Below are 22200 nucleotides of genomic sequence, written 5' to 3'. Positions count from 1 at the left end.
CAGCACGATTGGTGAGGGCTGATAATCAGTGGGGATGAACAAACCCCACTGATTAAAGTTTCACTTTATCTTTTACTGTACCTTGTAACTACATTTTACCTTGCTGTAAAGAAACAAAAAACATTTTTTTATTCAATAATTCCAATTTCTAGAGCCTTTTGCACAGCTTCTTCTTTGTTGCGGACTCCTAGCTTTGTATAAGCTGTGGAAGCATAATTTCTGACCGTACCATTCGATAAATATAACCTTGATGCTATGGTAGTGTATCGAAGTCCCTTGGCTACTAGTTGCAATATTTCTATCTCCCTAGCTGTTAGCTCATAAGCGGTTGCTTTTGATTGTGGTGTCTCTTTTTGCTCATCAAATTTCTCAAATATTTTGTGAGACATTCCTTGATCAATCAGTGTCCCACCTTTGTGAATAAGTCGGATCGTATTAGCTAGCTCCAATGTTTCAATAGATTTGAGTAAAAAACCATCCGCACCGTTGCGAAGCGATTCCAACGCCTGTTCGGTATCCTGAAAAGTGGTAAAAATCAATATGCGGATATGTGGCCATTGTTGCTTAATCTTTTTGGTTGCCTCGACTCCATCCATGTGTTGCATATCTAAATCCATAAGTATAACATGAGGCTGAAGGCGCCCACACAAATCGATGGCTTCATTGCCATCCTCGGCCAAACCGACTACATTTAAATCTTCATATCTATCGAGTAGTGTCCTCAAACTTTCCCGAACAAACGGCTGGTCGTCTACAATTAACAAACGAATAAGTCCATCTTTTATTTCAGTTTGTCGCGGTATGGTACATGTAACAAGCATTCCTTCATCTGGCTTTGTATATACAGACAATTGACCTTGCAAATTCATTGCTCGTTCTTTCATTGCATTCAGACCGAAGCCTTCTTGCCATTCTACATTTCCTTTTCCATTATCTTGAACTTCTAATCTCGTATATTGTTGTTCAAACTGCAATGAAACTATAATTTCAGTTCCTTGACCATGACGTACTGCATTCGTAAGGGACTCTTGTAAGCAACGAATGAACGCTATCTTCGCTTGCCGAGACATTTCATATTCCTCTCCGTATGCCCGAAAACTTACATTAACCTGAGCGTGCTCCTGAAATTCGGCTCCAAGATTTTGGAGAGATTGAATTAAGGAAGGCGATTGGCAAGGAGACTCCATTTGATGTAGGTAACCTCTCACGTCCTCGATGCTTTTACGTCCCATTTCAAGCAGAGAATCTAGCCTCTGTATACCCATTTCAGTAGCAAGTTCGGTGCGCAACGTTTCCATCCCCATAATAATAGATGTATAAGCGTGACCAACTGTATCATGAAGCTCACTCGACAGTCTGTTTCGTTCTTCCGCCAGTGTAATGCGTTCAATCTGAGACATATATTGCTCAAGTACCGCGTTTTGTTTACGAATTGATTCATTTTGTTTATGATTGACGATTAATAAATGAAAAGCGAAGCCCATTACATATGCGAATCCATAATAGGTGACCATAACCCAATAGCTATTACTTGGTGCAACCGTATAGAAAATTCCATTTGTTACAAAAACTGTTATTGGAGCTGTCCAATAATAGGACAAATGCTTACTATTCGCAGCAATTAGAAACACTGATATAAGAAATGTGTTGTAAGCCCCTGGAAATAATGAGGTTAAATATATACATAGTCCACCATACAGCAGTATTTCTGTGAACAAATAATATTTATAATTGAATAGTAAGGCTACCCATGGAACAGAGAAGGCAATAATTTCCCAAAGAATAATAATCCAAAGTGGTAATGTTAAACCATCCTGAAAATTTAATGTAGCTAGAATGATAGACACACTAGCAAGTAGGCGTACCCCTAACATAATCCAATCATACCAAAACCAATACTTAACCATATCTAACAAGTCCTTTACCCCCTAAATAGCCTACCATTTTACTTCCTATATTATAATTTAATCCTTCCTGCCTTATTATACTTTTTAATTTAAAACTACGATACTACTCACAGACTGCAAACTTCTATTGATTTAGTTGCCGAATCATACTACGTGTATAGCCCCCAATTTTCTTTGTCAAACCATCGACTATTCTAATACTTATGGCGGTAAATACTATACCCATAAACATTACAAAGAGTGACTTGGCAAAAGTATCTATTTGTATAAATATAATATTCATATCGATGTATCGATACAGTAGTGGTGCCAACAGGAACATAAGTGGCATTACATAAAAAATGATTGCACTAATGAGACTGAAAATGCCAATCGCAAATTTCTGCATTAACCAATAGACAGCACACCAAGTGCGACGATCTGTAAGCACTAATTTCACCTGAGACCAGTTCGATGTATCCATTGTTATACTTCTATCGTAAGAGTCTGTTGAAATATCTGTATAAATTTTCGTCTGTATGCGCTCGAATTGGATAAAGGGTGTGGTAGTCTGTAGTACGCGTATAACTAGTGGAATCCCAACAACAGTAAATGAAAGGGTTAAACTAAATAGCAGAGCTATTAGATAAAAACAAAAATAAAACAATCCTGTAACGAAAGTTAGCAATAAAAAATAACCATTCTGGATGAATCTTGATTTCATAAAGTTCATCGCTCCTATCTATGTAATAACCGCATCATACTGCTTTTTTTGTCATTCTCACTAGTGTAAAAGTGTCATATGACAGTTCTAAATGATGTTAAAAAGGGGAGAGCAGCTTACTTCTGGTTAAAAAAGATGCTTTTATTAATCCACCACAAAACAATCCCGTTCTTACATCTGCAAGAACGGGATTGTTTTGTACTTTTATTTAATATGAGATGGACTTGTTTTTCGAATATGAAAAATAATATCAAATTGCTCAAGCAATGAAGTATCAAAGTACACCGAACTGTTCGGGAGGATTTGTCCCCCTATACTTAGTAATGGTCTTTTTGCTTTAACCCATTTTTCTGCTTGTCCTTTAAGGTGACGGTTATCCAATAAAAACATTTTATATGGCACTTTTCCGAGAGTATAATTGAAACTTTTTACATCTTGTGGAATAGTGTCGGTTGTAATCTTACCTCCAGTGGAAGGATCATATTCGCTGTATAAGGTAAAATTCCCCTCCGTAGTTGTACTACCAATTGTGACATAATTATTGTCTAAACGTTCCTTCAAAAATTGCCCCGCAACATAAGGGTATAATTTCTCATCGATAATTCCTTTAGCTATATGAATATTGTGTGCCCATACCATCGTTTTACCACCAAATGTCTCTTGTGCCCACATCGCATGATCGGCCAAGTATTGCTCATGTAGCTTTATCATACTTGGATAGTCGTTAGGAAGTAGCATTGTGGTAAATTTCTCTATTGCACTTGCCGTTGCTTTCGCCCAGATGTACTCGGATGGAATTATTTCTATGTTGGCTTGCTCATTCTCATCTTTTAGTAATCGGGCTACTCTCTCAGCGTTTGCTTTAAACTTCTCTTTCCTTTCAGGAGCAAGTTTCATATATTCCTGTATACTTCCAGTAAAAGAAGACAATTCTTTATAATTTTCTTCTACTTCTGCCAGCAAATCTGGTCGATGCACTCTTACATAATCAATTACTTTATTAAAGCTATCTTGGTCTAACGTTTTTAAGTCGAGCCCAATAAATTGGATCTTTTTTTTATTGGATGGATCAGCATTATAATCTTTCATCCACTCAATCATGGCTATAATTTCATCAGTAGGATATAACAATTTTAAAAATTCCCTAGGGTTTCCTTTTCCTGTTTGGATATATTCATTTAGTTTTAAGCCGTTTCCCCAATCTTCTTCCATTGCAAAATTCGTAAAACCCATCTCAGTAACCAAATATTTCACAAGTCGAAACTTCATAGTAAAAATTTCAGAGCTTCCATGAGTATTCTCTCCTAATCCTACATATTGCGCGCTCCCAATCATTTTCTTAAGTGGTCTTAGATCTTCAAATGGTTTTGACGGCTCTATCGTTTTTAATGGGTTAGCCTGTGATTGTATGGATTTAACTATATTTTTTTGGACTGATTGACCTGAATTTTCGACTGCTACAGTTTGAGCGTTTCCTACTTCCACACATCCTGTGACTAATAAAGCTGTACTAACCATTGCAATCATTCTTTTCTTATTCATTTTTGCCCACCTCAATTGAATTATTTTCAAAAGCAAGATTGATTCATGTAGTTGCACGAATCAATTGCCTTAATTCAATTGTTATTTATTCCATATCATATTTTCTAGTTACATATTGTCATAAGATTAATTGACACAAGTCATAGGTTAATCATTACACTTTTGTACTATCGGCTATGACAGTTTATAAATAATAATTAAATTGTTGAATCGCAAGTAAGACTAGATTATGAATTTGGGAGGGATTTTAAAGCTGAATGAATCTGTATGTCAAAATATTTTTATTCTAAGTTGTAGCTGTTGAAATGACAGGAAGTAAATTTGATAAACAAATGAATAAAAGGGGAAGGGCGGATTACAATGTTATTACACGGAGAAGCATTCCACAATAAAGATAAAATCCAACGTGCTAAAATAGGACTTCAACTCTTTCTAAGTATCTTAACCATTACTTCTATTATCCTAAATGTACTAGTAATGATTACTAAAAGTATGCCACTTATTGTGGTATATATGTTTATCCCAGCATTTTCTTCTATTTTGACTCGCATAATATTGAAAGAAGGGTTTAAAGATGTATCTTTTAGTCTCGGTAACTTAAAGATATGGAAGGGGATTGGTTTTGCGCTGCTAATACCTATGATTATTTGTGGAATTACTTATTCTATCGCCTGGTTGAGCGGAATTGCGAGGTTTCAGCCCCCGCAAGGTGGTATGCTAGAACCTATTTATCATATACTTGGATTTCAGTATCTACCGATACCATTAAGTTTCATTTTTATAGTAGTATTGAGCGGAGTTTTAGGTAGCCTGCTTAACTTAATTCCAGTTATGGGAGAAGAAATGGGTTGGCGAGGTTATATGCTTACAAGACTAATCGATGCAGAGTTTTCACGCCCAATCCTTATTAGCGGATTGATTTGGGCAACGTGGCATGTTCCAATTGTTATTGCTGGTCTATATGTAGAGGGAGCATCTGCCCTACTTTCAGTACTTGGCATCTATTTTTGTATTGTGCCATTCAGTTATATTACAGCTTATTTACGACTTATCACAGGTAGCGTTTGGCCTTCGGTTATCATTCATACTACTTGGAATGCCATTATTCAAGGACCTTTCGCACGTGCAAGTACAGGGTATCAAACTGAGATTTGGATTGGAGAATCTGGTTTGATAACCGCTATTATTATCTTGGCTACTGCAATAATTATGACTCGAATCGTAAATTTTACTAAATAGCATACAGATGTGTTTTAAATTCAATTAGTGAAATATGACGAGGTGAAATAAGATGCTCCTAAAAATATTAGAAAAAATCTAGTTGAACAGACTCTTATTTCATCTTAGGCTGCTGGATATGTGGGGGACATCAAGCTAAGAAAATAAACTTGGTTGCCATAAAAAACATAATGTTTTCATTTAAAGGCTATGAGATGAAATTTCATCATCTTCATCAAGTTTGACCTTCAGGAAATAAAAAGTTAAACGATTATACAAATACTCTAACTGAAAAAATGATAGTCCTTTTATCAAAAATGTAGAAGGACTATCGTTTATTTTTTTGACAAAATTAGGGGGTGATGTTCATAAAAATGGATAATATAATTCGTATTTTACGTAAAGAAAAAAATTTCCCCCTAGAATATTAAGCTAAATCTCTTGGTGTGACGGTTGATTTAAGTTTCACTTTATGACTTGTAAAGGGCTATTCAATGCATCGTACTATTAAAAAATCTAAATTTAATTATTAAATTGCGATAAAATGTGGTCGGAAATAATGAAATTTTAGGAAAAATAAGGTACACTAGTCTATGATTTTAGTTGAAAATCGTTTGACGTTAATGCATACGGGGGAAAGATTGATGAACAACAATACAACAAATGAATCAGTTGAAGAAATTGATCAAAAACGAGTAAGATCAAAAAAACGTTATACAAATTGGAAGTTTATCGCAGTGGGTATTGGTGTAATTGCACTTCTTATTGGGGGAATGAGTTATTATCAGGCAACTCACTTCAATTCGAATGTTACAATTAATGACACAAAAGTTGGTGGTCTGAGCGCTGATCAGGCGATACAGAAATTAAAGACATCTGGACTAGCAAACAAAGTCTATGTTGATCAACAACAAATTTTAGATGAAAAAGATACAAAAACGGAACTTACGGAAAAAGATTTGCCTCAAGTTAAGAAACTATTAAAAAGTCAGTGGACATTTTTCCCTTCCTCAAAGGGAGAAAATTATTCATTACTACCAGAGAAGGCAGATCAGTATCGTAGTGAAACGATGAAAAAACTTGTAGAAGAAACGCTCATCTCTATGAATGAAAAATTAAAAGCGCCTCAAGATGCTATGGCGAAGTTAGAACAAGGGAAAATTGTTATTTCGAAAAGTGTTGAAGGAAAACAGTATGACGTTACTAGTCTACTGAAAGATTACGATAAGCAAAAATATAAAAGCGAAATTCATCTGAAGTCTGCATACATAAAACCTATTAAAGAAGACGATCCGATTGTCAAAAAAGAGGAGAAAGCACTACAGAATCTTCTTGGGCAGTCTGTTGAGTATAAAGTGCAGGATGAAGTTTATCCTTTAAAAGCGAAAGATTTAATTCAAAATGCCTCTATGTCAAAGGATATGAAAGTTACAATTGATGCTAGTGACATTAAGAAGAAAATTACTGAAATTAATAATGCCAAATCAACATTAAATAAAGATTTCTCATTTAAAACGCATTCCGGTTCAGTCATATCAGTAAAAGGGCAAGGCTACGGCTGGGCACTAGATGTTGAAAAAGAAACTAAACAAGTTCAACAAGCCTTTGAGAAAGGCGAAAAGTCGCTTTCTGCTTCTAATATTCACGGAAATGGTTGGGAGAAGGAAGGTATCGGTTATAAAACAACATCGAATAATGGCATCGGAGACACGTATGCGGAAGTTTCAATTGCAGAGCAACAAATTTGGATTTACAAAGATGGGAAATTAGTCGTTACAACAAATGTAGTAACGGGTAAACATAGCACGGGTGAAGATACATCACCAGGTGTTTGGTACGTTCTATACAAACGAACACCATATACGCTAAGAGGTAGCGCAGTAGGGAAAGCTGATTATGCGGTTAAAGTAGATTACTGGGTTCCATTCACAAATAGCGGTCAAGGATTCCACGATGCCGGCTGGCGAAAAGACTGGGCAAATAATGCATATTTAACAGGTGGATCAGGCGGGTGTGTGAACCTTCTTCCTAATGTTGCAAAAACTGTATATGATAGTTTGAACACGTATGATCCAGTAATTGTGTACTAAAAAATAGCTACGTATCTAGAAATAAACAAAGTAGGAAATCTTACTTGATGTTATATGAAAAAACACCTCTTGCATTCGCATACTAAGTGTGCAAATGTAATGGAGGTGTTTTTGTTTGAATATAAAAGTGTATTGCTTATAAGAAACAAAGTAGAAAGAGATTGAGAATAAGTATTCAAATAGTCAATAAAATTGACAATGAATATCATTTTCACTTAATATAGAATCGTCGCATTTAATTAGACATGAATTTTTTTTTAATATAATAGATTTCTATTAAGTTTTCACATTTAAGAACTATCATTAAATATGTTAAGAATTTAAACGTAGGAAAGGGTAATATAAAATGAACTGGAAAAAAGGCGGGTTATGGGTTATTATTTTTTTCGTTGTAAAAGGCACGATTTCTACACTTTTAATCGTTACAGGTGCTAAATATTTTGATTTATCATTTATGCAACTTATCTTATTAATTCTGACCTTATTAGTGATTTCTCTAATAAGTCGAAAGTTACTGTATAGACATAAACAAAACAAAAAGCAAAAAGAGCTAAATATATAATGAAGCCCCAGAGACCGTTGGATTTCTGGGGTTTTATTTTGATAGTTTTTTCGCATGTATATTAAATTAACAGAATAGGTTGTCCAAAATGATAAAATCGATGATGTTTAAAATGCGTCAGTTATTTTTACATAAGGATTGAAGAGAGCCTTCGAATCAATCTTTATTCTGAAGCGACAGACACGTATAAATTATGCTCTTTTTTCAATTGGTAGTTTAAATGTAAAAGTACTGCCTTCTCCTAATTTACTTTCAACTGTAATTTCTCCTCCATGTAGTTCGACAATCCATTTTACCATTGACAATCCTAAACCTGTGTTTCCGATGTTTGAAGATGTGCGTGCTGCGTCAACTCGATAGAAGCGGTCCCATATTTTAGTAATATGTTGCTCGCTGATGCCGATGCCATTATCGGAGACTTTACCTATTATGTTGGTTTCATCACGGAATAGTTGCATATGCACAGTTCCGCTCGCTTTACTATAAGCAATCGCATTCGTTAGTAAATTCATTAATAAGCGCATCATCAATGTTTGATCTGCTTTAATAAACAGGTCTTCCTCTATATGAGTTGTTATATCAATCGAAGCTTCTTGAACCATTAATGAAAGTTCTTCTACAACGATTTCCGTTAATTCACTCATATTGATACATTCAAATTGGAAAGTATTATGGTTTCCTTGGTCAGCTCGTGCTAATAATAAGAGTTGTGAGATTAGAGCGGACATTTTATGTGATTGCTTTAAAATTACTTCTAACGATTCTTCCATTTCTTTCGGGTTAGTCCTCTGCGATAAAGCGTATTCGCATTGTGAAATAATAACAGATGTTGGTGTTCTTAATTCATGAGATGCGTCAGATGTAAATTGTTTTTCACTTTCAAATGATGTCTCCAATCGCTCAAACATTTTGTCAAAGGTTTGTGCTAAATGATACATTTCGTCTTTCGGTGAACCTTGTAAATTAATTCTCTTCGAAAGGTCTTTACCATCACCAATTTTACTGGCTGAATCACTCATTTGTTGCACAGGTCGAAACGCCCTTTGCGTGATAAAATATCCTCCGAATGCCGCAATAAGAATAAGTAATGGGAATGAGATGATTGTTACCACGATAAGTGTATTTATCGTTGAAGATAATTGGTTCATAGTCATTATTCCACGAACCCAGACTTGCTCATCGCCGCCTGCATTATGGAGAAAATCATATACTATCCATTCTTTATTACCGTCTTTAATGGTTTGTATTTCATCGGATTTAAGCGATATCTTTTTATTAAAGCTTGTTGGACTATGTCCTACCAACAGCTCACCTTGTTTACTATAAATGCTTATATTTACTCCATCTTCTAAGGTTTCAAAATCATCGTCAATCTTTAACTGCCCATGCTTATATTCGATATCTTCCATGCTTTCTTTTACTGTGCTCTTTAATTGATCTTTCATATTAAAAAGCAAAACTTTATCTGAAGAAGTTAAAATAAAGGCTAACACGAGTGCCATAATAATTACAATTAGCCCCGTATACCACAGGGTTACTTTCATTTTTATTGATAGTCTTTTCATGATTCTACTCGCAATACGTAACCAGTTCCGCGCACTGTATGAATTAACTTCGTTTCAAACTGGCTATCAATTTTTTTGCGAAGATAGCGGACGTAAACATCAATAATATTTGAGCCACCTTCATAGTCGTAATTCCACACATGTTGCTCAATTTTATCTCGTGTCAGCACAACTTCTTTATTACGGATCATATATTCTAAAATAGCAAATTCTTTACTGGAAAGAGTGATAACTTGGTCTCCTCGTGTTACTTTATGCATATTGCAATCTACCACTAGGTCAGCGATTTCAAACACATTAGATGTATTTCCTGTTTTTCTTCGCATTAACACTCGAATTCTTGCTAACAGTTCATCAAAAGCAAACGGCTTTACTAAATAATCATCCGCACCTAAGTCGAGTCCTGTTACACGATCATCAATTGTATCTTTAGCTGTAAGAAGCAAGACAGGAGTTGCATTATTGTCCGCGCGTAATCTTTGTAATACGCGTAAACCATCTATTCCGGGAATCATAATGTCAAGGACAATCAAATCGTAGGTAGCCATGTTTATATAATCCAGGGCATCTTCTCCATTCCCACATGCATCGACACTATAATGTTCTGCATTTAATCGTTTCACCAATATATTTTGTAAGTCTTGTTCATCTTCGACAATAAGAACTCGCATTAACATTCTCCTTTTCTTCTTATTAATATGTATCACTATAATTCCAAAACATTAAAGAAAGATTAGAAACTAGTTAATTATATCATTTTATCCCGCATTAACGGGTAGTAAGACTACTCCCTCAAAATTTGGTGAATGCGAGGGAGTTAGGTAGGGATTAACTGCCTGTAAAAGCCTTCACTTTATTTTTTTGTACATTAATCTTCCTTTAATGTTTGTTCAGTAATATAAAGGCAAGGATAAGGTGCACATGTAAAGGGAGGAAAACAGAATGGGAAAATGGATGCTGATTGGAGCAATGTCCTGTTTATTCTTAACAGCTTGTTCTACTCAAGCTGATAACAATACAGAAGTACAACAACTGAAAGTGGAAAATGATAAATTACAAAAAGAAGTCGCTCAACTACAACAAGAACCAAACAAAACACAAGCTGCTACAAATGATACGAAGCAAACACAAGATTTCAAAAACGAAGTCATATCTATTGTAGAAAAGGAAAATAACACGAAACCAGTTGGAGCAAAAGAAGATAACTTAAATACGTACTTAGCAGCAAAAAAAGAAATTGACCAATTGGATGACAAGATAGATCTATCTGATAATCAGCTAGAAGCAGATTATCACGCTGGAACGATAACTGTTGAACAATATCAAACGCAAGAAAAAGAACACGATATACTGGAAGATCAATTAGAGCAAGCAGAAAATGCGCTTGAAGCAAGATTTGGAATAGAGGATTAATCATTAAGGAGTGGATGAAAATGTTAAAGCATAAAAAGAAAATAATTATAAGTGTAATTGCTATTTTAGTAAGTGGTATTGCTATTGTCGGTGGATATTATGGTATGGGTTACAATTATGCAAAAAAGAATGAAAACTACACAGAGAAACAAGTTCGTGAAATTTCTTTAGCTCATACAAATGGAGAAATTATTAATGTGAAAAAAGAATTCGAATTAGAAGATGACAACTTAGCACAATCAAAATTTGAATATGAAGTAGAAATCAAGACACCTGATAATTTGTTAAATATTTTAAAGGTTAGTGCTAGAACAGGTACAATAGAACTCAATAATGAAGATTAAATAAATATCGCGTATTTGAAAAAACTCCTAACAAAATTTGTTGGGAGTTTTTTCATGTTTATACTTTACTATTTTGAAAGGGGAGTGCTACATCGCTATTAAACTAACAAAACAAAATAACACCTAATATGAAAAAATACGCTGTTCTTTCTGAAGAATCCTAGGAAAGGGTAACTTGATATATCATCGCTATAAAAGTATCGTTCCAATCCAAGTGTATATTTGGACGAGTTGAATTCAAACTTGATACCCTTAGATTTACAGATTGTTCTTTTCCTCAAATCGTGCAGATTTGATTACGTATAATTACATAAAAACTTGTCATCGTAACTTTGATATCTTGCTGTTACATTCCAAAATGCGTACAACAGCGTGCCTTCAAGGTTATACTGATGCTGGAGGTGATTCAAAGTGACATAAAATCGGAAAATGAGCTTTTTAATAGCCAAGAGAGCTTTAAAGATCAAGTCTTCATTTTGAAACTAAAATCGCTTTTATATTAGGCTTCGAATTTTTATCCCGCTTTAACGGGCAGTAAGACCCCCACCTCAAAATTCAGCGGAAGCAAAGAAGTTAGGTGGGGGATCAACTGTCCGTAAAAGTCCGATTGGTTCAACTAATAATCAGTGGGGGATGAACAAAACCCCCACTGATTAAAGTTTCACTTTATGTGGTACAGACATTAGTTGAAATATAGGTTTTTCCTGTTCTTATTTATATCGTTAACTTGATAATTTATAAATATGAATTTAATGGGGGGATATTATGAAAGATAGCAAACGTTTTAATTTTCACAAGCTTTGGCTAGGACAGTCTATAAGTTTGTTAGGTACTCAGTTTACAATAGTAGCTTTGCCACTTTTTGCATTAGAGGTGTTACAAACAAGTGAAGCAAATGCTGCTATGCTTCGTGGGGTTATATTCGTCCCTTATTTAATTTTCGGGTTAGTAGCCGGTGCTTTAATAGACATTTTTCATAGGAAAAATGTCTTGCTAATTTGTAGTTTATGTCAAGGAGTATTGTTTTTATCAGTATTCATACTGACTGTAACAAATATTATAACGTTCCCTTTACTGGTATTTATCATGTTTTTAAATGGGATATTCACCACGTTTTACAACATTGCCATTCCTTCTTTCTTACCTGAAATAGTAACAGATAAAGACCATTTAAAAAAAGGAAATGCTCAACTAGCACTTTCGGAGTCTCTTTCTATAGTAATTGGTCCTATGCTAGCTGGAATCGTCATTACTCTAGTTGGATTAACAGGCTCGTTTACTGTTGACGCAGTAACGTATTTTGTTTGTTTTATGTTTGTATTAATTATTTCAAAGTTTAAACCGCATACAGAAGGTTCTTTAAAAGACGTAAATTTAAAATCTATATATCAAAACATATATGAAGGTTTGGTATATTTCAAAAAACACCCTGTATTGGAGCCGATTGTAACTTGTGGTGCTGTTTACGGTTTTTTTAAATACATATTAAATAGCATTTTAGTAATATTCCTTTATAAGGTAATGGGTCTATCTGAAATTGAAATAGGATTTGTTGTAGGCTCAGCAGCAGTCGGATTTTTAATAGGTAATACGATACTCATGAAAAAAAGTCAACAAATTAATAATACAAAAATGCTTATTTATAGTGCTACTGTATCAGTTACCGGTTTGGTTTTTATACCGATAATGGGATATATGGGAACAGTTTACGGTATAGTAGCCGCAAGTATCATACACGGTATGGGAGAAGGTGTATTTGGCCCTTACGCTGCAACTATACGACAACTTGCCTCACCAAATCACATGCTAGGCCGAGTAAATGCTGTACAGCGTACGCTGAATTGGGGAGCTTGGGCATTGGGGAGTTTTGCTAGTGCATTTTTAATTTCTATATTAGGGCTTCAAACTACGTTATTTATAGGGGGATTCGGAACAACATTGTGTTTAGTGGCGTTGTTAAGACGAGGTGTATCAAAAGGAAATGATATTGAATATACGAGTTCATTTTAGAGGAGATGATTGTGATGCATAAGGTATTAAAAGGAACTGACATAGAAAATAAACCCCACATTTTATTTATAGGGGGATGGACAAAGCCTATACAAGATGCATTAGACAGTGGCTATATTGTTTCGTACATAGGATCGTACGCTAAACACATATATTTTGATGGGACTATCTTAGAAAAATGTTTCTATAAAAAAGAATTAGACACGACAAATATACCCTTGTCTATATACTATGCTGAAGAATTATTCAAAGAGAAACCATTTGATGTGGTTGTATCTTTCAACGAAACAGCATTAGATACGGCTTGCATAATTGCAAAGATTTTTAATGTTAAAGGGCCTTCTTACAATGCTAATATGATAACCCGCAATAAAGACATGATGCGTGAAATGCTAGCAGGTAAAGACTTTTCGATAGATTCGACAGTTTGCAATAACATTAAAGATATTAATGAATTTTTGAACAAAAAAGATAGTATTATAATAAAGCCCCCGATTGGCGCAGGTGGTAAAGGTGTATCTAAGCTAGACAAGGGAGATGACGTAGAGGTATTTTTTGAAGAAAATGGTATTCAACTACCTGTTTTAGTGGAAGAGTACATTGAAGGTGATGTAGTTTATACGGTCGAAGCCGTTTCTTATAACAAAAAACATTCTATAATAGCGATATCAGCTGAAGTATTTAAAGAAGATACGTTTATAATAAACTATACTATTATGCCAGCACCTATAGATGAATCTCAAAAACAATTAATTATGGAAAAAGTAATGATATTTTTGGACGACATGCAAATGGAAAACGGCATTACTCATACAGAAGTAAAGATAGACAAAAAAAATAAGCCAATAATTATAGAATCTCAAGTTAGAATAGGTGGCGGTAATATCTGGAAGATGGTGGAACTAACAACCGGCATATCCCAATTCGGATACTATTATGATGCGTTAGCTACTGAGACTATAGATGAATTTAGATGTGTATCTTCAAAATGTCATGCTATGTCTTTAAGCTTGATTCCAAAACCAGGTTGCTTAAAAGAAATCAAGTATAAGGAGTTAACTAACATATCCGAGGTCGTATTAATTGATCTATTAGTAAAAGAGGGAGACATCATACCAACTATTGTAGATAGCACTCAACGCAAAGGATCTATATTATTTACGACTAGTGATATGAAACGTATGTACGAAGTTGTAGAGGGAATATGTAACAATATAACGTTTGTTTATCAGGATTTAACAGAATGGAAACCTTCTTTTAAAAAATATAAGTAAACAGAAATGTGGCAAATGAATGGTCTATATAAAAAGAGAAATTTTCGAATTCCCTGATAGTGCTAAACCTAAGTAAAATAATTAACTATCCTATGCAAGAAAGTTGAGCTAGTTAATCGCATATGTTTTATTGAAAGGGTGTGATTGAATTATGGAACGGCCGAATTGGGGAATTGGAGGATTAGTATTTGTTGGCTGCATGTTTCTTGGCGGAGGAGTGGGGTCTATGTTAGGTGATGCCCACAATGGATGGCTAATAGGGATGGGCGCTGGATTTCTTGGTATGGCTTTAACGAGACTGATCAGAAAGTAATATAATTGGAATTCTTCTTCCGGTAAATAAGGAAATATGTATGTAAGTAATTAATGGCATAAGAGCTCTATAAATTATAGTTAGAAGCTTCTCTTTTCTAAATTTCTCCATACATAGATATGATTCTCAAATCGGAGAATGGCACCTTAAGGTGTCTTTTTTATGCTCTTTAAAAATGTTTTAACATATATAGCCGAGTTAATTTAAATAATCAAGAATAATTGAGCTAATAGCTTTCGGTAGATTGTCATCATTTTTTTTAATAGATTAGATTCATTACCGTTTCAGACCTATGTATTCATTCATAACCTAACAGTAAAAGGGGGGATGATTAAAGGTATGGCGTTTAATGATGAATTAATTTGTCAACAGTTTGCAAAAATTATCGGTGGCCAAGAAGGGTTCGCCGGTGGAAAATGCGTGGCAACAATAAACAGGGATGAAATACGAGCAACAATCTTGGGAAAACGTTTTAGAGTAACAACTTCCTTTTCATTCGAATCACGAGACAATAAAACTGGACGGGCTTTATGCTTAGGCCGAGTAGCACTCTTACAAAGAGAAGTCACTGAATTTGTTGCGACAATTATTAAACAAGGAATAATCGTTTCGTCTATACACAATGAGTGGTTATGTGATGATCCAAATTTGATTTACGTTAATATTGAAGATGTTGATGATCCACTAAATTTCGCAAGAAAAGTCAGAAGAGCATTATGCACGTAATCAATTTCTTTAGTTAAACGAGTGATTATATTAAATTGAAAAGTTCAGCGTGTTGGATGGTTTTATCCCGCTTTAACGGGCAGTAAGACCCCCACCTCAAAATTCAGCGGAAGCAAAGAAGTTAGGTGGGGGATCAACTGTCCGTAAAAGTCCGATTGGTGAGGGCTGATAATCAGTGGGGGATGAACAAAACCCCCACTGATTAAAGTTTCACTTTATAAAACGAAAGAAGGTGTTTCATATTTGGAATGCCTTTTCTTTATGTTTTCGTTGCTAATGTGGGTGATTAACTGATTATATGCTGTTTATCTTGTAACAGCAACAACTGGGGTAGGTATCTTTAAAGGTGTTTGACTGTCTGTAGATACCATATTTTACCAAGTGTTATTAGAATATCATAAAACGACAGGGGAGAAATACGTCAAATTAGTCATTCCTTCTATAATCTAAGGGGGCGATTTTGTTTTTGAAAAATAATAGGTAAATCATTTGACAATTAAAATAATCTACTTTAATATATGTGCCATAGCATATATATGGTGAAACAAATACATTCATTGTGAATGATTGACTGGTATGCTATATCCTTTTATATCTTAATTTATAGAGGTGATATATGAACTTACATGATTTAATAGGCTATCTTGTTCACCGTACTGACGTGAAAATGACCAATTATTTTACGAAGAAATTAAAGCCGTATGGAGTTACGCCAGAGCAGTGGGGGATCATTAGTGTTCTTTGTAGCCAAAGGAGCACTACTCAAAAAGAGTTGGCGGAAGCTATTGATAAAGATCAAACTACTGTTGTTAGAATGATACAGTCAATGGAGAGAAAAGGGATTGTAAAGAAGGCTTTGAATGACCAAGATAGGCGTTCACATAACCTTTTTTTAACTGAAAAAGGTGACGAATTAAAGAAAACAATCTTGCCTGTAGTGAAAGACGCTCACCATTTTGTTACGAGTAATTTGAGCGAGGAAGAAATTAAAGTATTACAATCGTTATTAAACAAATTGTATGATACACACTATTAATATTTGTTCCTTATTGATGCTATGCTATTCATAAGGAACAAACTTTGTTTTAGGTATTATATATGCTGCAACATATAATTTTTGTTTGTTTGGACGAATGGGAAGATAACTTTATTTTGTATCATATCTGATTCAGGTTCATTTTTTTGCTTAGTACCAGTCAAATTTTCGAATTATATATGCTATAGCATGTAATTTCCGGCCCTTTAATATTGAGAAGGGTAATATAAATTGAAGCGACTTCCATACGGGTAATCTCAGGAAATAGGATAAAGGTAGTGACTACTACCTGAACAATACTGAGTTTTTATCAAATAATAAGAAAGGTGTGATTACTATTTTAATTTTCATCAATATTGTAAAAATAGTGTTGTTTCTGTTCTTTTTAATGACAGGAACGAAAATTATATCCGGGAAAATGGCAGATGAATTCAAACGATTTGGTTTACCTTCGTTTTTTAATTTCTTAACTGGAGCTTTTGAGATTGTAGGAGCGATTGGAATGTTGATAGGAATCTGGATTCCAGTAGTAGCTTTATGGGCAGGATTGTTATTAGGCGGTACGATGCTTGCAGCCGCATTAACTCTAATTGTATTAGCGAGAGATCCTTTTAAGAAAGCAATACCTGCGCTTGTTTTGTTTGTCCTTAGTTTAGGGGTAAGTTTGTATCATATTTTTTAAACATAACTGAAAACTATTAAACTTTCACTTTATGCGTTCAAGTTACTATCGTTTTGTGATTATGTTACAAATAGGGGGATTCTCCAATTAGTGCTTGAATAATAATAGCAATACGAATTTAGACATTACTATCATTCGAATCATGATCAGTAAAAGAATGGGAAGAATTTTTATACAAAGGAATTCCCGATGAATTTTATATTAAAAATAGGAGTGAGTGAAAATGGCATATTTATTACAAGTTGATTTTCCGTTTGAAGGTCCTTATGGTGAAGAAATGGAAAAAGGATTTTGGGATTTAGCAAATAGTATTAACGAAGAAGAAGGATTCCACTGGAAAATATGGACTGAGAATGAAGAAACAAAAGAAGCTGGAGGCATTTATGTATTTGAAGAAAAACAAGATGCTGAAAAATACGCGGAAATGCACAAGAGCAGACTTGAAGCAGCTGGTGTTAAAGATATTAGAGTAAGAATTTTTACCATCAATGAAAATTTAACTAAATTGAATCGTGGTTTTATTAAATAATTCCGACAGTCGGAGCAAGCGTAAAAAGGAGGGGGATAATCCCCTCTTTTTTAATTCTTAAATTGATGGTGAGGGGGCTCGCATAAAAAATAAACCTAGTGCTATCATGAGATATTTTTTATTTGAACGATTTACAAGACTTCTTGACCAAATATTAGTAAACAATGTTGATTAAGCCCTAATAATATATAAACCAGAGACAGCAATTGCCGATTCTGTTATGTTAAGAACGATTAGGTTTAGAGCAATAATGTAGATTTTCGTTTTACTTTTATCTCAGCAAGTATAACACCGCTTAGAATAAGTAATGCTCCGATATACCCTTTGAGTGACAATACTTCGTTCATGAACAGGTATGCAAATAGTGCAGAAAATACAGGTTCTAATGAAAAAATGAGTCCTGTATGTGTCGGTGTTGTGTATTTCTGTGCCATCGCCTGAATGATGTAGGCAAAAGCACTGCAGAATATACTTAATACCAGTACAGCGATCCAACTTTCTTTAGTGGATGGAAGTTGCGGTTCTTCGAAAATCAGGGCAGAGAGTACGCCAAACCCTCCTGCAAATCCCAACTGAAGAATTCCAAGCTGCAATGTATTGGCAACTTTAGCCGCCCTTCCGGTGACAATAATATGAAAAGCATAAAAGAAAGCAGCGAGTATACAGAGTAAATCTCCAGAATTAAGTGTTAATTGATTATTCAAAGTCAGTAAACCAATTCCAGTCATTGCAACAAGGGAACTAATGATTAGTCTGTAGCTCAGTCGATCCTTAAACAGAACGATAGATAATAAAGGGATAAAGATTACGGTCAAACTGGCTAGAAAACCAGCATTTGAAGCTGATGTCGTTTTTAAACCTAAGATGACTGAAGCAGATACAACGAAAAGTAAAAATCCTAGCATAAAGCCGTATTTTAAGGTGACAAAATGAATTGAACGAAATTGTTTAAAAAAAACAGCAGCACAAACCAAAAAAGCAATACCAAAGCGTAATGCAACAAGAGAAAATGAAGGGACAGTTTCCAATCCGATTTTCATAAAAAGGTAGGAAGTACCCCAGGTCATTGTAACAAGTAAGATCATAAGATTAGCCTTTATTGGTTTCATTTTTAGTTCTCCTTTAAAATTTTTATGTACTTAGTTTAATTGTAATTCAAGTATTAGTAAAACGAATATATGTAATGTTATACTTGAACAAAATTCATACATGAGAAAGTAGGAGAATCGATGAGTCTGACTAAGTTAGAAATCTTTCTGAAGACGGTTGAAATGGGGAACTTATCAAGAGCGGCCGAAGCACTGAATGTGACTCAGTCAGGTGTCAGCCATGCGATTAGAAGTCTTGAATTGGAGTATGGTTTTCAACTGTTATCCCGGAATAAAACAGGTGTTCGATTAACAGGAAATGGTGAGCGTGTTTTAATGCATGTTCGTGAAGTAGTAAATCATAATGAGCGATTGAAGCAAACTGTTGCAGAGATTAATGGGATAGTGGCAGGAACCTTGCGCATCGGAACCTTTACAAGCGTTTCTATTCACTGGTTGCCTGCAATCATTCATCGATTTCACTTGGAATATCCTCGAATTGAAATCAAATTAATGGAAGGTGATTATGGAATGATTGAAACGTGGATTCAACAAGGGGTGATTGACTTAGGTTTTATGTCACTACCGTCGTCGGGCCATCTAGAATCTATTCCACTAAGAAAAGATCGAATGCTATGTGTCCTTCCTAAAAATCACTCATTAAGTAAACAATCTATAATTCAGTACGATCAGCTCGAGAAAGAGCCTTTTATTATGCCTGCTTCTTCATGTGGTTACGATGTTAGGAAAGTATTAGAAGTTGCTAGGGTTCATCTCGATATCCAATTTGAAACCGGTGATGATCATGCGATTGTCGCGATGGTGGAGAACGGGCTTGGAATCAGTGTCATGTCTGAACTCGCATTACAAGGACAATGCGAAAATGTTACGGTTGTGGAATTGGAAGACAAACCTAAACGATCGCTTGGGTTGTCACTTACTTCAATTAAACACGCATTACCAGCGACAAAACGTTTTATCGAACATACCGAAAAATGGCTGGATGGCGATTGAATATATAGGCAAGCAAAAGAAAATTAACATTTTATGATATTTAGTCCATATAGTGGTACCTTTTCAAAAGAAGAAATGAACGGGGAAAGAAAAGGACCAACTCACAGAAGATATTCACAAAAGCTCTCCAATTATAAGTATGTAGTTAGTGTATTCATCTTATAACGTATAAAAAGACACTATAGAAAGTGTCTTTTTATACGTTGACATACTATGAAAGAAAATGTAGTGATTAATAATAATTTGTTGGATGCTTCTTTGTTAATCCTAGTATATTAATATAGACAAACGTAAATTAAATTTTGAATATATATAGATTTTTTATGTTTGTACACATCGTTCGTCAACTTCTTTTCGTTTTGATAATTTGTTATTCTGATTTGTAATAACGATAATTAACTAGTAAGTTAGAATAAAGATTTAATACTTGCTAAGATTGTAAGTACTCCTACAATAATAACAAATGCATTGCTTATTTTACCTCTATATTGAGCTAATACCGGTACTTTACGGATCGCATACATTGGTAATAGACATAAGATAGCAGCAACTAATGGACCGCTTAGAGCGTCAATGAGCCCAAGAATACTTGGATTTGCATAAGCAACATACCAGCATGTTAATACGACAAAAGTAAGAATTACTGTCTTAACTGTTTTTTCTTCTATATCTTTTCCGCGTGTTTTACCAAATTTGATAATCATGTCACGCATTACTTCATATGATCCTATATAATGGCCAAGGAAAGACTTTGTTATAGCCATAAAAGCAATAATAGGAGCTGCAATCGTAATTACTGGCGAATTAAGTTCATTAGCGAGATAGGATAGGATTGATAAGTTCTGCTCTTTTGCCACTTTTAAATCATTTGGAGTCAAACTTAGTGCGCTGCTCCAAACGAAGAACATAACAACAACGAACGTCATGATATAACAAACTTTTTGTATTTGAGCACATTTAGCATCAGTTGCTTCTATTCCATACGTAGATCTTTGTTTTATCACGAAAGACGAAATCATTGGAGAATGGTTAAATGAAAACACTATGATAGGTAGTATCATCCATATCGTTCCCAAATAACCTGTTCCGGTTGAAGCAGTAGAGACATCTGAAAAACTAAGCATTGATGTGTTCCACTGAGGAATTAGAGATATTGCGATAAATAGTAGAGAAGCTATGAAAGGGTATACTAGCAAGCTCATAATTTTTACAGTGATATCTTGACCGAAATTTAGTATAGCGATAAGACCCAGTACTAAAACAAGCGATAAAATGGCTCTTGAGGGCTCTTTCATATGTAATTGATTCACAATAAAACTACTTGCAGTATTTGTAAGTGCAATTGAATACATCAAGACAATTGTATAAATTGAGACGAAGTATACGATGTTAAAAATAATACTCGCCTTATTTCCGAAATACTCTCTTATTGTACCCGTAATTCCCTCATTGGCAGAATTGGAAGCATATATCATTTTAGCAAGCGCTCTATGTGAGTAATACATAACTGGATAGGCAAGTAATGTAATGAGTAATAATGATAATAAACCACCTGAACCTGCATTAATTGGTAAAAAGAGTACTCCTGCTCCAATCGCTGTCCCGAAAAGGCTCAATGCCCACGTAGTATCTTGCTTATGCCACTTTTTAGGATCCAAATATTTCTCGTTTGTAATCACAGTATTTTTAGATTGCAATTCTATTTTTTTAGCAGTATTCCCATTCATATAATAAATCCTCCTTGTATCCTATTCTTAAGTCTTAGGAATATAAGTCGTTCTGGAAAATGAATCTCCTACAAGTTCCTCAAATCGTGTGTTCTTCTCTAATTGAATCTAAAACCTAATGTTTGTGAACGCTTTCAAAATCTTTTGATTGTAGATGGGTATATTTAAGTGAATAAGGATTGAAAAATTGTAAGTATGTCCAGAATTCCCCCTAAAACTATTGCTTTTAATTCGTGAGACATCTGTTTTCCATCCCTTTATATCGCTTCAATAACCTCGTCAACATTGTAGATATTGCTAAGGCATAGCTAATGCGATGTCTTTTGCTACTAAAGAATTTTTAATGAATTTTCTTTTTGATTACACACCTTTCTGTGAGTGATTTTTTCATCTTGTCCAATTTTAGAAAGTTGATATTTTCTAAGGTGCTAATAGGTTATCCCTAGACGTCCCTATT

The 22200-nt window shown here is 34.5% G+C and carries 20 protein-coding genes and 1 pseudogene; 13 read left to right on the top strand and 8 right to left on the bottom strand.

Annotated elements, in window-relative coordinates; genetic code table 11:
• Window positions 1–128 precede the first annotated feature (128 nt).
• The 3 genes from AC241_RS15750 to AC241_RS15740 form a co-directional block, all read right to left on the bottom strand.
• On the bottom strand, window positions 129–1916 hold the full coding sequence (locus AC241_RS15750; protein WP_043937119.1) for a helix-turn-helix transcriptional regulator: 1788 nt from the start codon (window positions 1914–1916) through the stop codon (window positions 129–131).
• Between the two features lie 115 nt (window positions 1917–2031).
• Window positions 2032–2610: a sensor domain-containing protein gene (locus tag AC241_RS15745; protein ID WP_043937117.1), complete on the bottom strand. Its 579-nt coding sequence runs from the start codon at window positions 2608–2610 to the stop codon at window positions 2032–2034.
• A gap of 204 nt (window positions 2611–2814) precedes the next feature.
• Complete coding sequence (locus AC241_RS15740) at window positions 2815–4152, bottom strand: erythromycin esterase family protein (protein ID WP_050844207.1); 1338 nt, start codon at window positions 4150–4152, stop codon at window positions 2815–2817.
• A gap of 360 nt (window positions 4153–4512) precedes the next feature.
• Here AC241_RS15740 and AC241_RS15735 point away from each other — a divergent pair, with 360 nt between their 5' ends.
• From AC241_RS15735 to AC241_RS15725, 3 genes are all read left to right on the top strand, one after another.
• Window positions 4513–5391, top strand: coding sequence for a CPBP family intramembrane glutamic endopeptidase (locus tag AC241_RS15735; protein ID WP_050844204.1), 879 nt, complete (start codon window positions 4513–4515; stop codon window positions 5389–5391).
• 623 nt (window positions 5392–6014) lie between these two features.
• Complete coding sequence (locus AC241_RS15730) at window positions 6015–7460, top strand: L,D-transpeptidase family protein (RefSeq protein ID WP_043315293.1); 1446 nt, start codon at window positions 6015–6017, stop codon at window positions 7458–7460.
• Between the two features lie 346 nt (window positions 7461–7806).
• Window positions 7807–8022, top strand: a complete 216-nt coding sequence (locus AC241_RS15725) for a hypothetical protein (protein ID WP_001104104.1) — start codon at window positions 7807–7809, stop codon at window positions 8020–8022.
• 191 nt (window positions 8023–8213) lie between these two features.
• On the opposite strand, the gene AC241_RS15720 is transcribed toward AC241_RS15725, so the two are convergent.
• Entirely contained in the window at window positions 8214–9587 is a 1374-nt protein-coding gene (locus tag AC241_RS15720) for a sensor histidine kinase (RefSeq protein ID WP_050844202.1), read from the bottom strand.
• Complete coding sequence (locus tag AC241_RS15715; protein WP_001264528.1) at window positions 9584–10258, bottom strand: response regulator transcription factor; 675 nt, start codon at window positions 10256–10258, stop codon at window positions 9584–9586. Before AC241_RS15715 ends, AC241_RS15720 begins: the two co-directional genes overlap by 4 nt.
• Before the next feature lie 271 nt (window positions 10259–10529).
• Between AC241_RS15715 and AC241_RS15710 the strand changes: the two genes are divergently transcribed.
• The 9 genes from AC241_RS15710 (at window position 10530) to AC241_RS15675 (ending at window position 17914) form a co-directional block, all read left to right on the top strand.
• Entirely contained in the window at window positions 10530–11000 is a 471-nt protein-coding gene (locus AC241_RS15710; protein WP_050844200.1) for a hypothetical protein, read from the top strand.
• A 20-nt stretch (window positions 11001–11020) separates the two neighbouring features.
• Window positions 11021–11344 (top strand): PepSY domain-containing protein, encoded by a 324-nt coding sequence (locus AC241_RS15705; protein WP_000912131.1) that lies wholly within the window; start codon window positions 11021–11023, stop codon window positions 11342–11344.
• Between the two features lie 765 nt (window positions 11345–12109).
• Window positions 12110–13354 carry an MFS transporter gene (locus tag AC241_RS15700; protein WP_043938797.1) on the top strand — a complete coding sequence of 415 codons (1245 nt, stop codon included), beginning with the start codon at window positions 12110–12112 and terminating at the stop codon, window positions 13352–13354.
• 14 nt (window positions 13355–13368) lie between these two features.
• Entirely contained in the window at window positions 13369–14628 is a 1260-nt protein-coding gene (locus AC241_RS15695; protein WP_050844198.1) for an ATP-grasp domain-containing protein, read from the top strand.
• Between the two features lie 151 nt (window positions 14629–14779).
• Window positions 14780–14941, top strand: a complete 162-nt coding sequence (locus AC241_RS34830) for a hypothetical protein (protein WP_043315290.1) — start codon at window positions 14780–14782, stop codon at window positions 14939–14941.
• A 327-nt stretch (window positions 14942–15268) separates the two neighbouring features.
• The gene (locus AC241_RS15690) at window positions 15269–15667 is read left to right on the top strand and encodes a DUF1259 domain-containing protein (RefSeq protein WP_043315288.1); all 399 of its coding nucleotides are present in this window, start codon (window positions 15269–15271) and stop codon (window positions 15665–15667) included.
• Window positions 15668–16283: 616 nt separating this feature from the next.
• Window positions 16284–16703 (top strand): MarR family winged helix-turn-helix transcriptional regulator, encoded by a 420-nt coding sequence (locus tag AC241_RS15685; protein ID WP_001048563.1) that lies wholly within the window; start codon window positions 16284–16286, stop codon window positions 16701–16703.
• 331 nt (window positions 16704–17034) lie between these two features.
• Window positions 17035–17385, top strand: a complete 351-nt coding sequence (locus AC241_RS15680) for a DoxX family protein (RefSeq protein WP_043939997.1) — start codon at window positions 17035–17037, stop codon at window positions 17383–17385.
• Window positions 17386–17608: 223 nt separating this feature from the next.
• Complete coding sequence (locus AC241_RS15675; RefSeq protein ID WP_050844196.1) at window positions 17609–17914, top strand: monooxygenase; 306 nt, start codon at window positions 17609–17611, stop codon at window positions 17912–17914.
• A gap of 87 nt (window positions 17915–18001) precedes the next feature.
• Here the strand turns inward: AC241_RS15675 and AC241_RS35225 are convergent.
• A pseudogene (locus tag AC241_RS35225) lies at window positions 18002–18172 on the bottom strand (MFS transporter); the annotation flags it as partial.
• Window positions 18154–19023 carry a DMT family transporter gene (locus tag AC241_RS15670; protein ID WP_050844194.1) on the bottom strand — a complete coding sequence of 290 codons (870 nt, stop codon included), beginning with the start codon at window positions 19021–19023 and terminating at the stop codon, window positions 18154–18156. The gene AC241_RS15670 and the pseudogene AC241_RS35225, both read right to left, overlap by 19 nt.
• Before the next feature lie 120 nt (window positions 19024–19143).
• On the opposite strand from AC241_RS15670, the gene AC241_RS15665 reads away from it, so the two are divergent.
• Entirely contained in the window at window positions 19144–20016 is an 873-nt protein-coding gene (locus AC241_RS15665; protein ID WP_050844191.1) for a LysR family transcriptional regulator, read from the top strand.
• Between the two features lie 407 nt (window positions 20017–20423).
• Here the strand turns inward: AC241_RS15665 and AC241_RS15660 are convergent, their stop codons facing one another.
• On the bottom strand, window positions 20424–21743 hold the full coding sequence (locus AC241_RS15660) for an aromatic amino acid transport family protein (RefSeq protein ID WP_050844189.1): 1320 nt from the start codon (window positions 21741–21743) through the stop codon (window positions 20424–20426).
• Window positions 21744–22200: the final 457 nt, after the last annotated feature.

The sequence above is a fragment of the Bacillus thuringiensis genome, from assembly GCF_001182785.1.
GTDB lineage: Bacteria > Bacillota > Bacilli > Bacillales > Bacillaceae_G > Bacillus_A > Bacillus_A thuringiensis_S.
This window is presented reverse-complemented; position numbering and strand designations above follow the sequence as displayed.

Coding starts and splice junctions, on each gene's coding strand:
- AC241_RS15705 (WP_000912131.1), top strand. CDS start 11,021: ATGTTAAAGCATAAAAAGAAAATAATTATAAGTGTAATTGCTATTTTA.
- AC241_RS15710 (WP_050844200.1), top strand. CDS start 10,530: ATGGGAAAATGGATGCTGATTGGAGCAATGTCCTGTTTATTCTTAACA.
- AC241_RS15675 (WP_050844196.1), top strand. CDS start 17,609: ATGGCATATTTATTACAAGTTGATTTTCCGTTTGAAGGTCCTTATGGT.
- AC241_RS15735 (WP_050844204.1), top strand. CDS start 4,513: ATGTTATTACACGGAGAAGCATTCCACAATAAAGATAAAATCCAACGT.
- AC241_RS15670 (WP_050844194.1), bottom strand. CDS start 19,023: ATGAAACCAATAAAGGCTAATCTTATGATCTTACTTGTTACAATGACC.
- AC241_RS34830 (WP_043315290.1), top strand. CDS start 14,780: ATGGAACGGCCGAATTGGGGAATTGGAGGATTAGTATTTGTTGGCTGC.
- AC241_RS15665 (WP_050844191.1), top strand. CDS start 19,144: ATGAGTCTGACTAAGTTAGAAATCTTTCTGAAGACGGTTGAAATGGGG.
- AC241_RS15660 (WP_050844189.1), bottom strand. CDS start 21,743: ATGAATGGGAATACTGCTAAAAAAATAGAATTGCAATCTAAAAATACT.
- AC241_RS15720 (WP_050844202.1), bottom strand. CDS start 9,587: ATGAAAAGACTATCAATAAAAATGAAAGTAACCCTGTGGTATACGGGG.
- AC241_RS15685 (WP_001048563.1), top strand. CDS start 16,284: ATGAACTTACATGATTTAATAGGCTATCTTGTTCACCGTACTGACGTG.
- AC241_RS15740 (WP_050844207.1), bottom strand. CDS start 4,152: ATGAATAAGAAAAGAATGATTGCAATGGTTAGTACAGCTTTATTAGTC.
- AC241_RS15700 (WP_043938797.1), top strand. CDS start 12,110: ATGAAAGATAGCAAACGTTTTAATTTTCACAAGCTTTGGCTAGGACAG.
- AC241_RS15715 (WP_001264528.1), bottom strand. CDS start 10,258: ATGCGAGTTCTTATTGTCGAAGATGAACAAGACTTACAAAATATATTG.
- AC241_RS15690 (WP_043315288.1), top strand. CDS start 15,269: ATGATTAAAGGTATGGCGTTTAATGATGAATTAATTTGTCAACAGTTT.
- AC241_RS15745 (WP_043937117.1), bottom strand. CDS start 2,610: ATGAAATCAAGATTCATCCAGAATGGTTATTTTTTATTGCTAACTTTC.
- AC241_RS15730 (WP_043315293.1), top strand. CDS start 6,015: ATGAACAACAATACAACAAATGAATCAGTTGAAGAAATTGATCAAAAA.
- AC241_RS15695 (WP_050844198.1), top strand. CDS start 13,369: ATGCATAAGGTATTAAAAGGAACTGACATAGAAAATAAACCCCACATT.
- AC241_RS15725 (WP_001104104.1), top strand. CDS start 7,807: ATGAACTGGAAAAAAGGCGGGTTATGGGTTATTATTTTTTTCGTTGTA.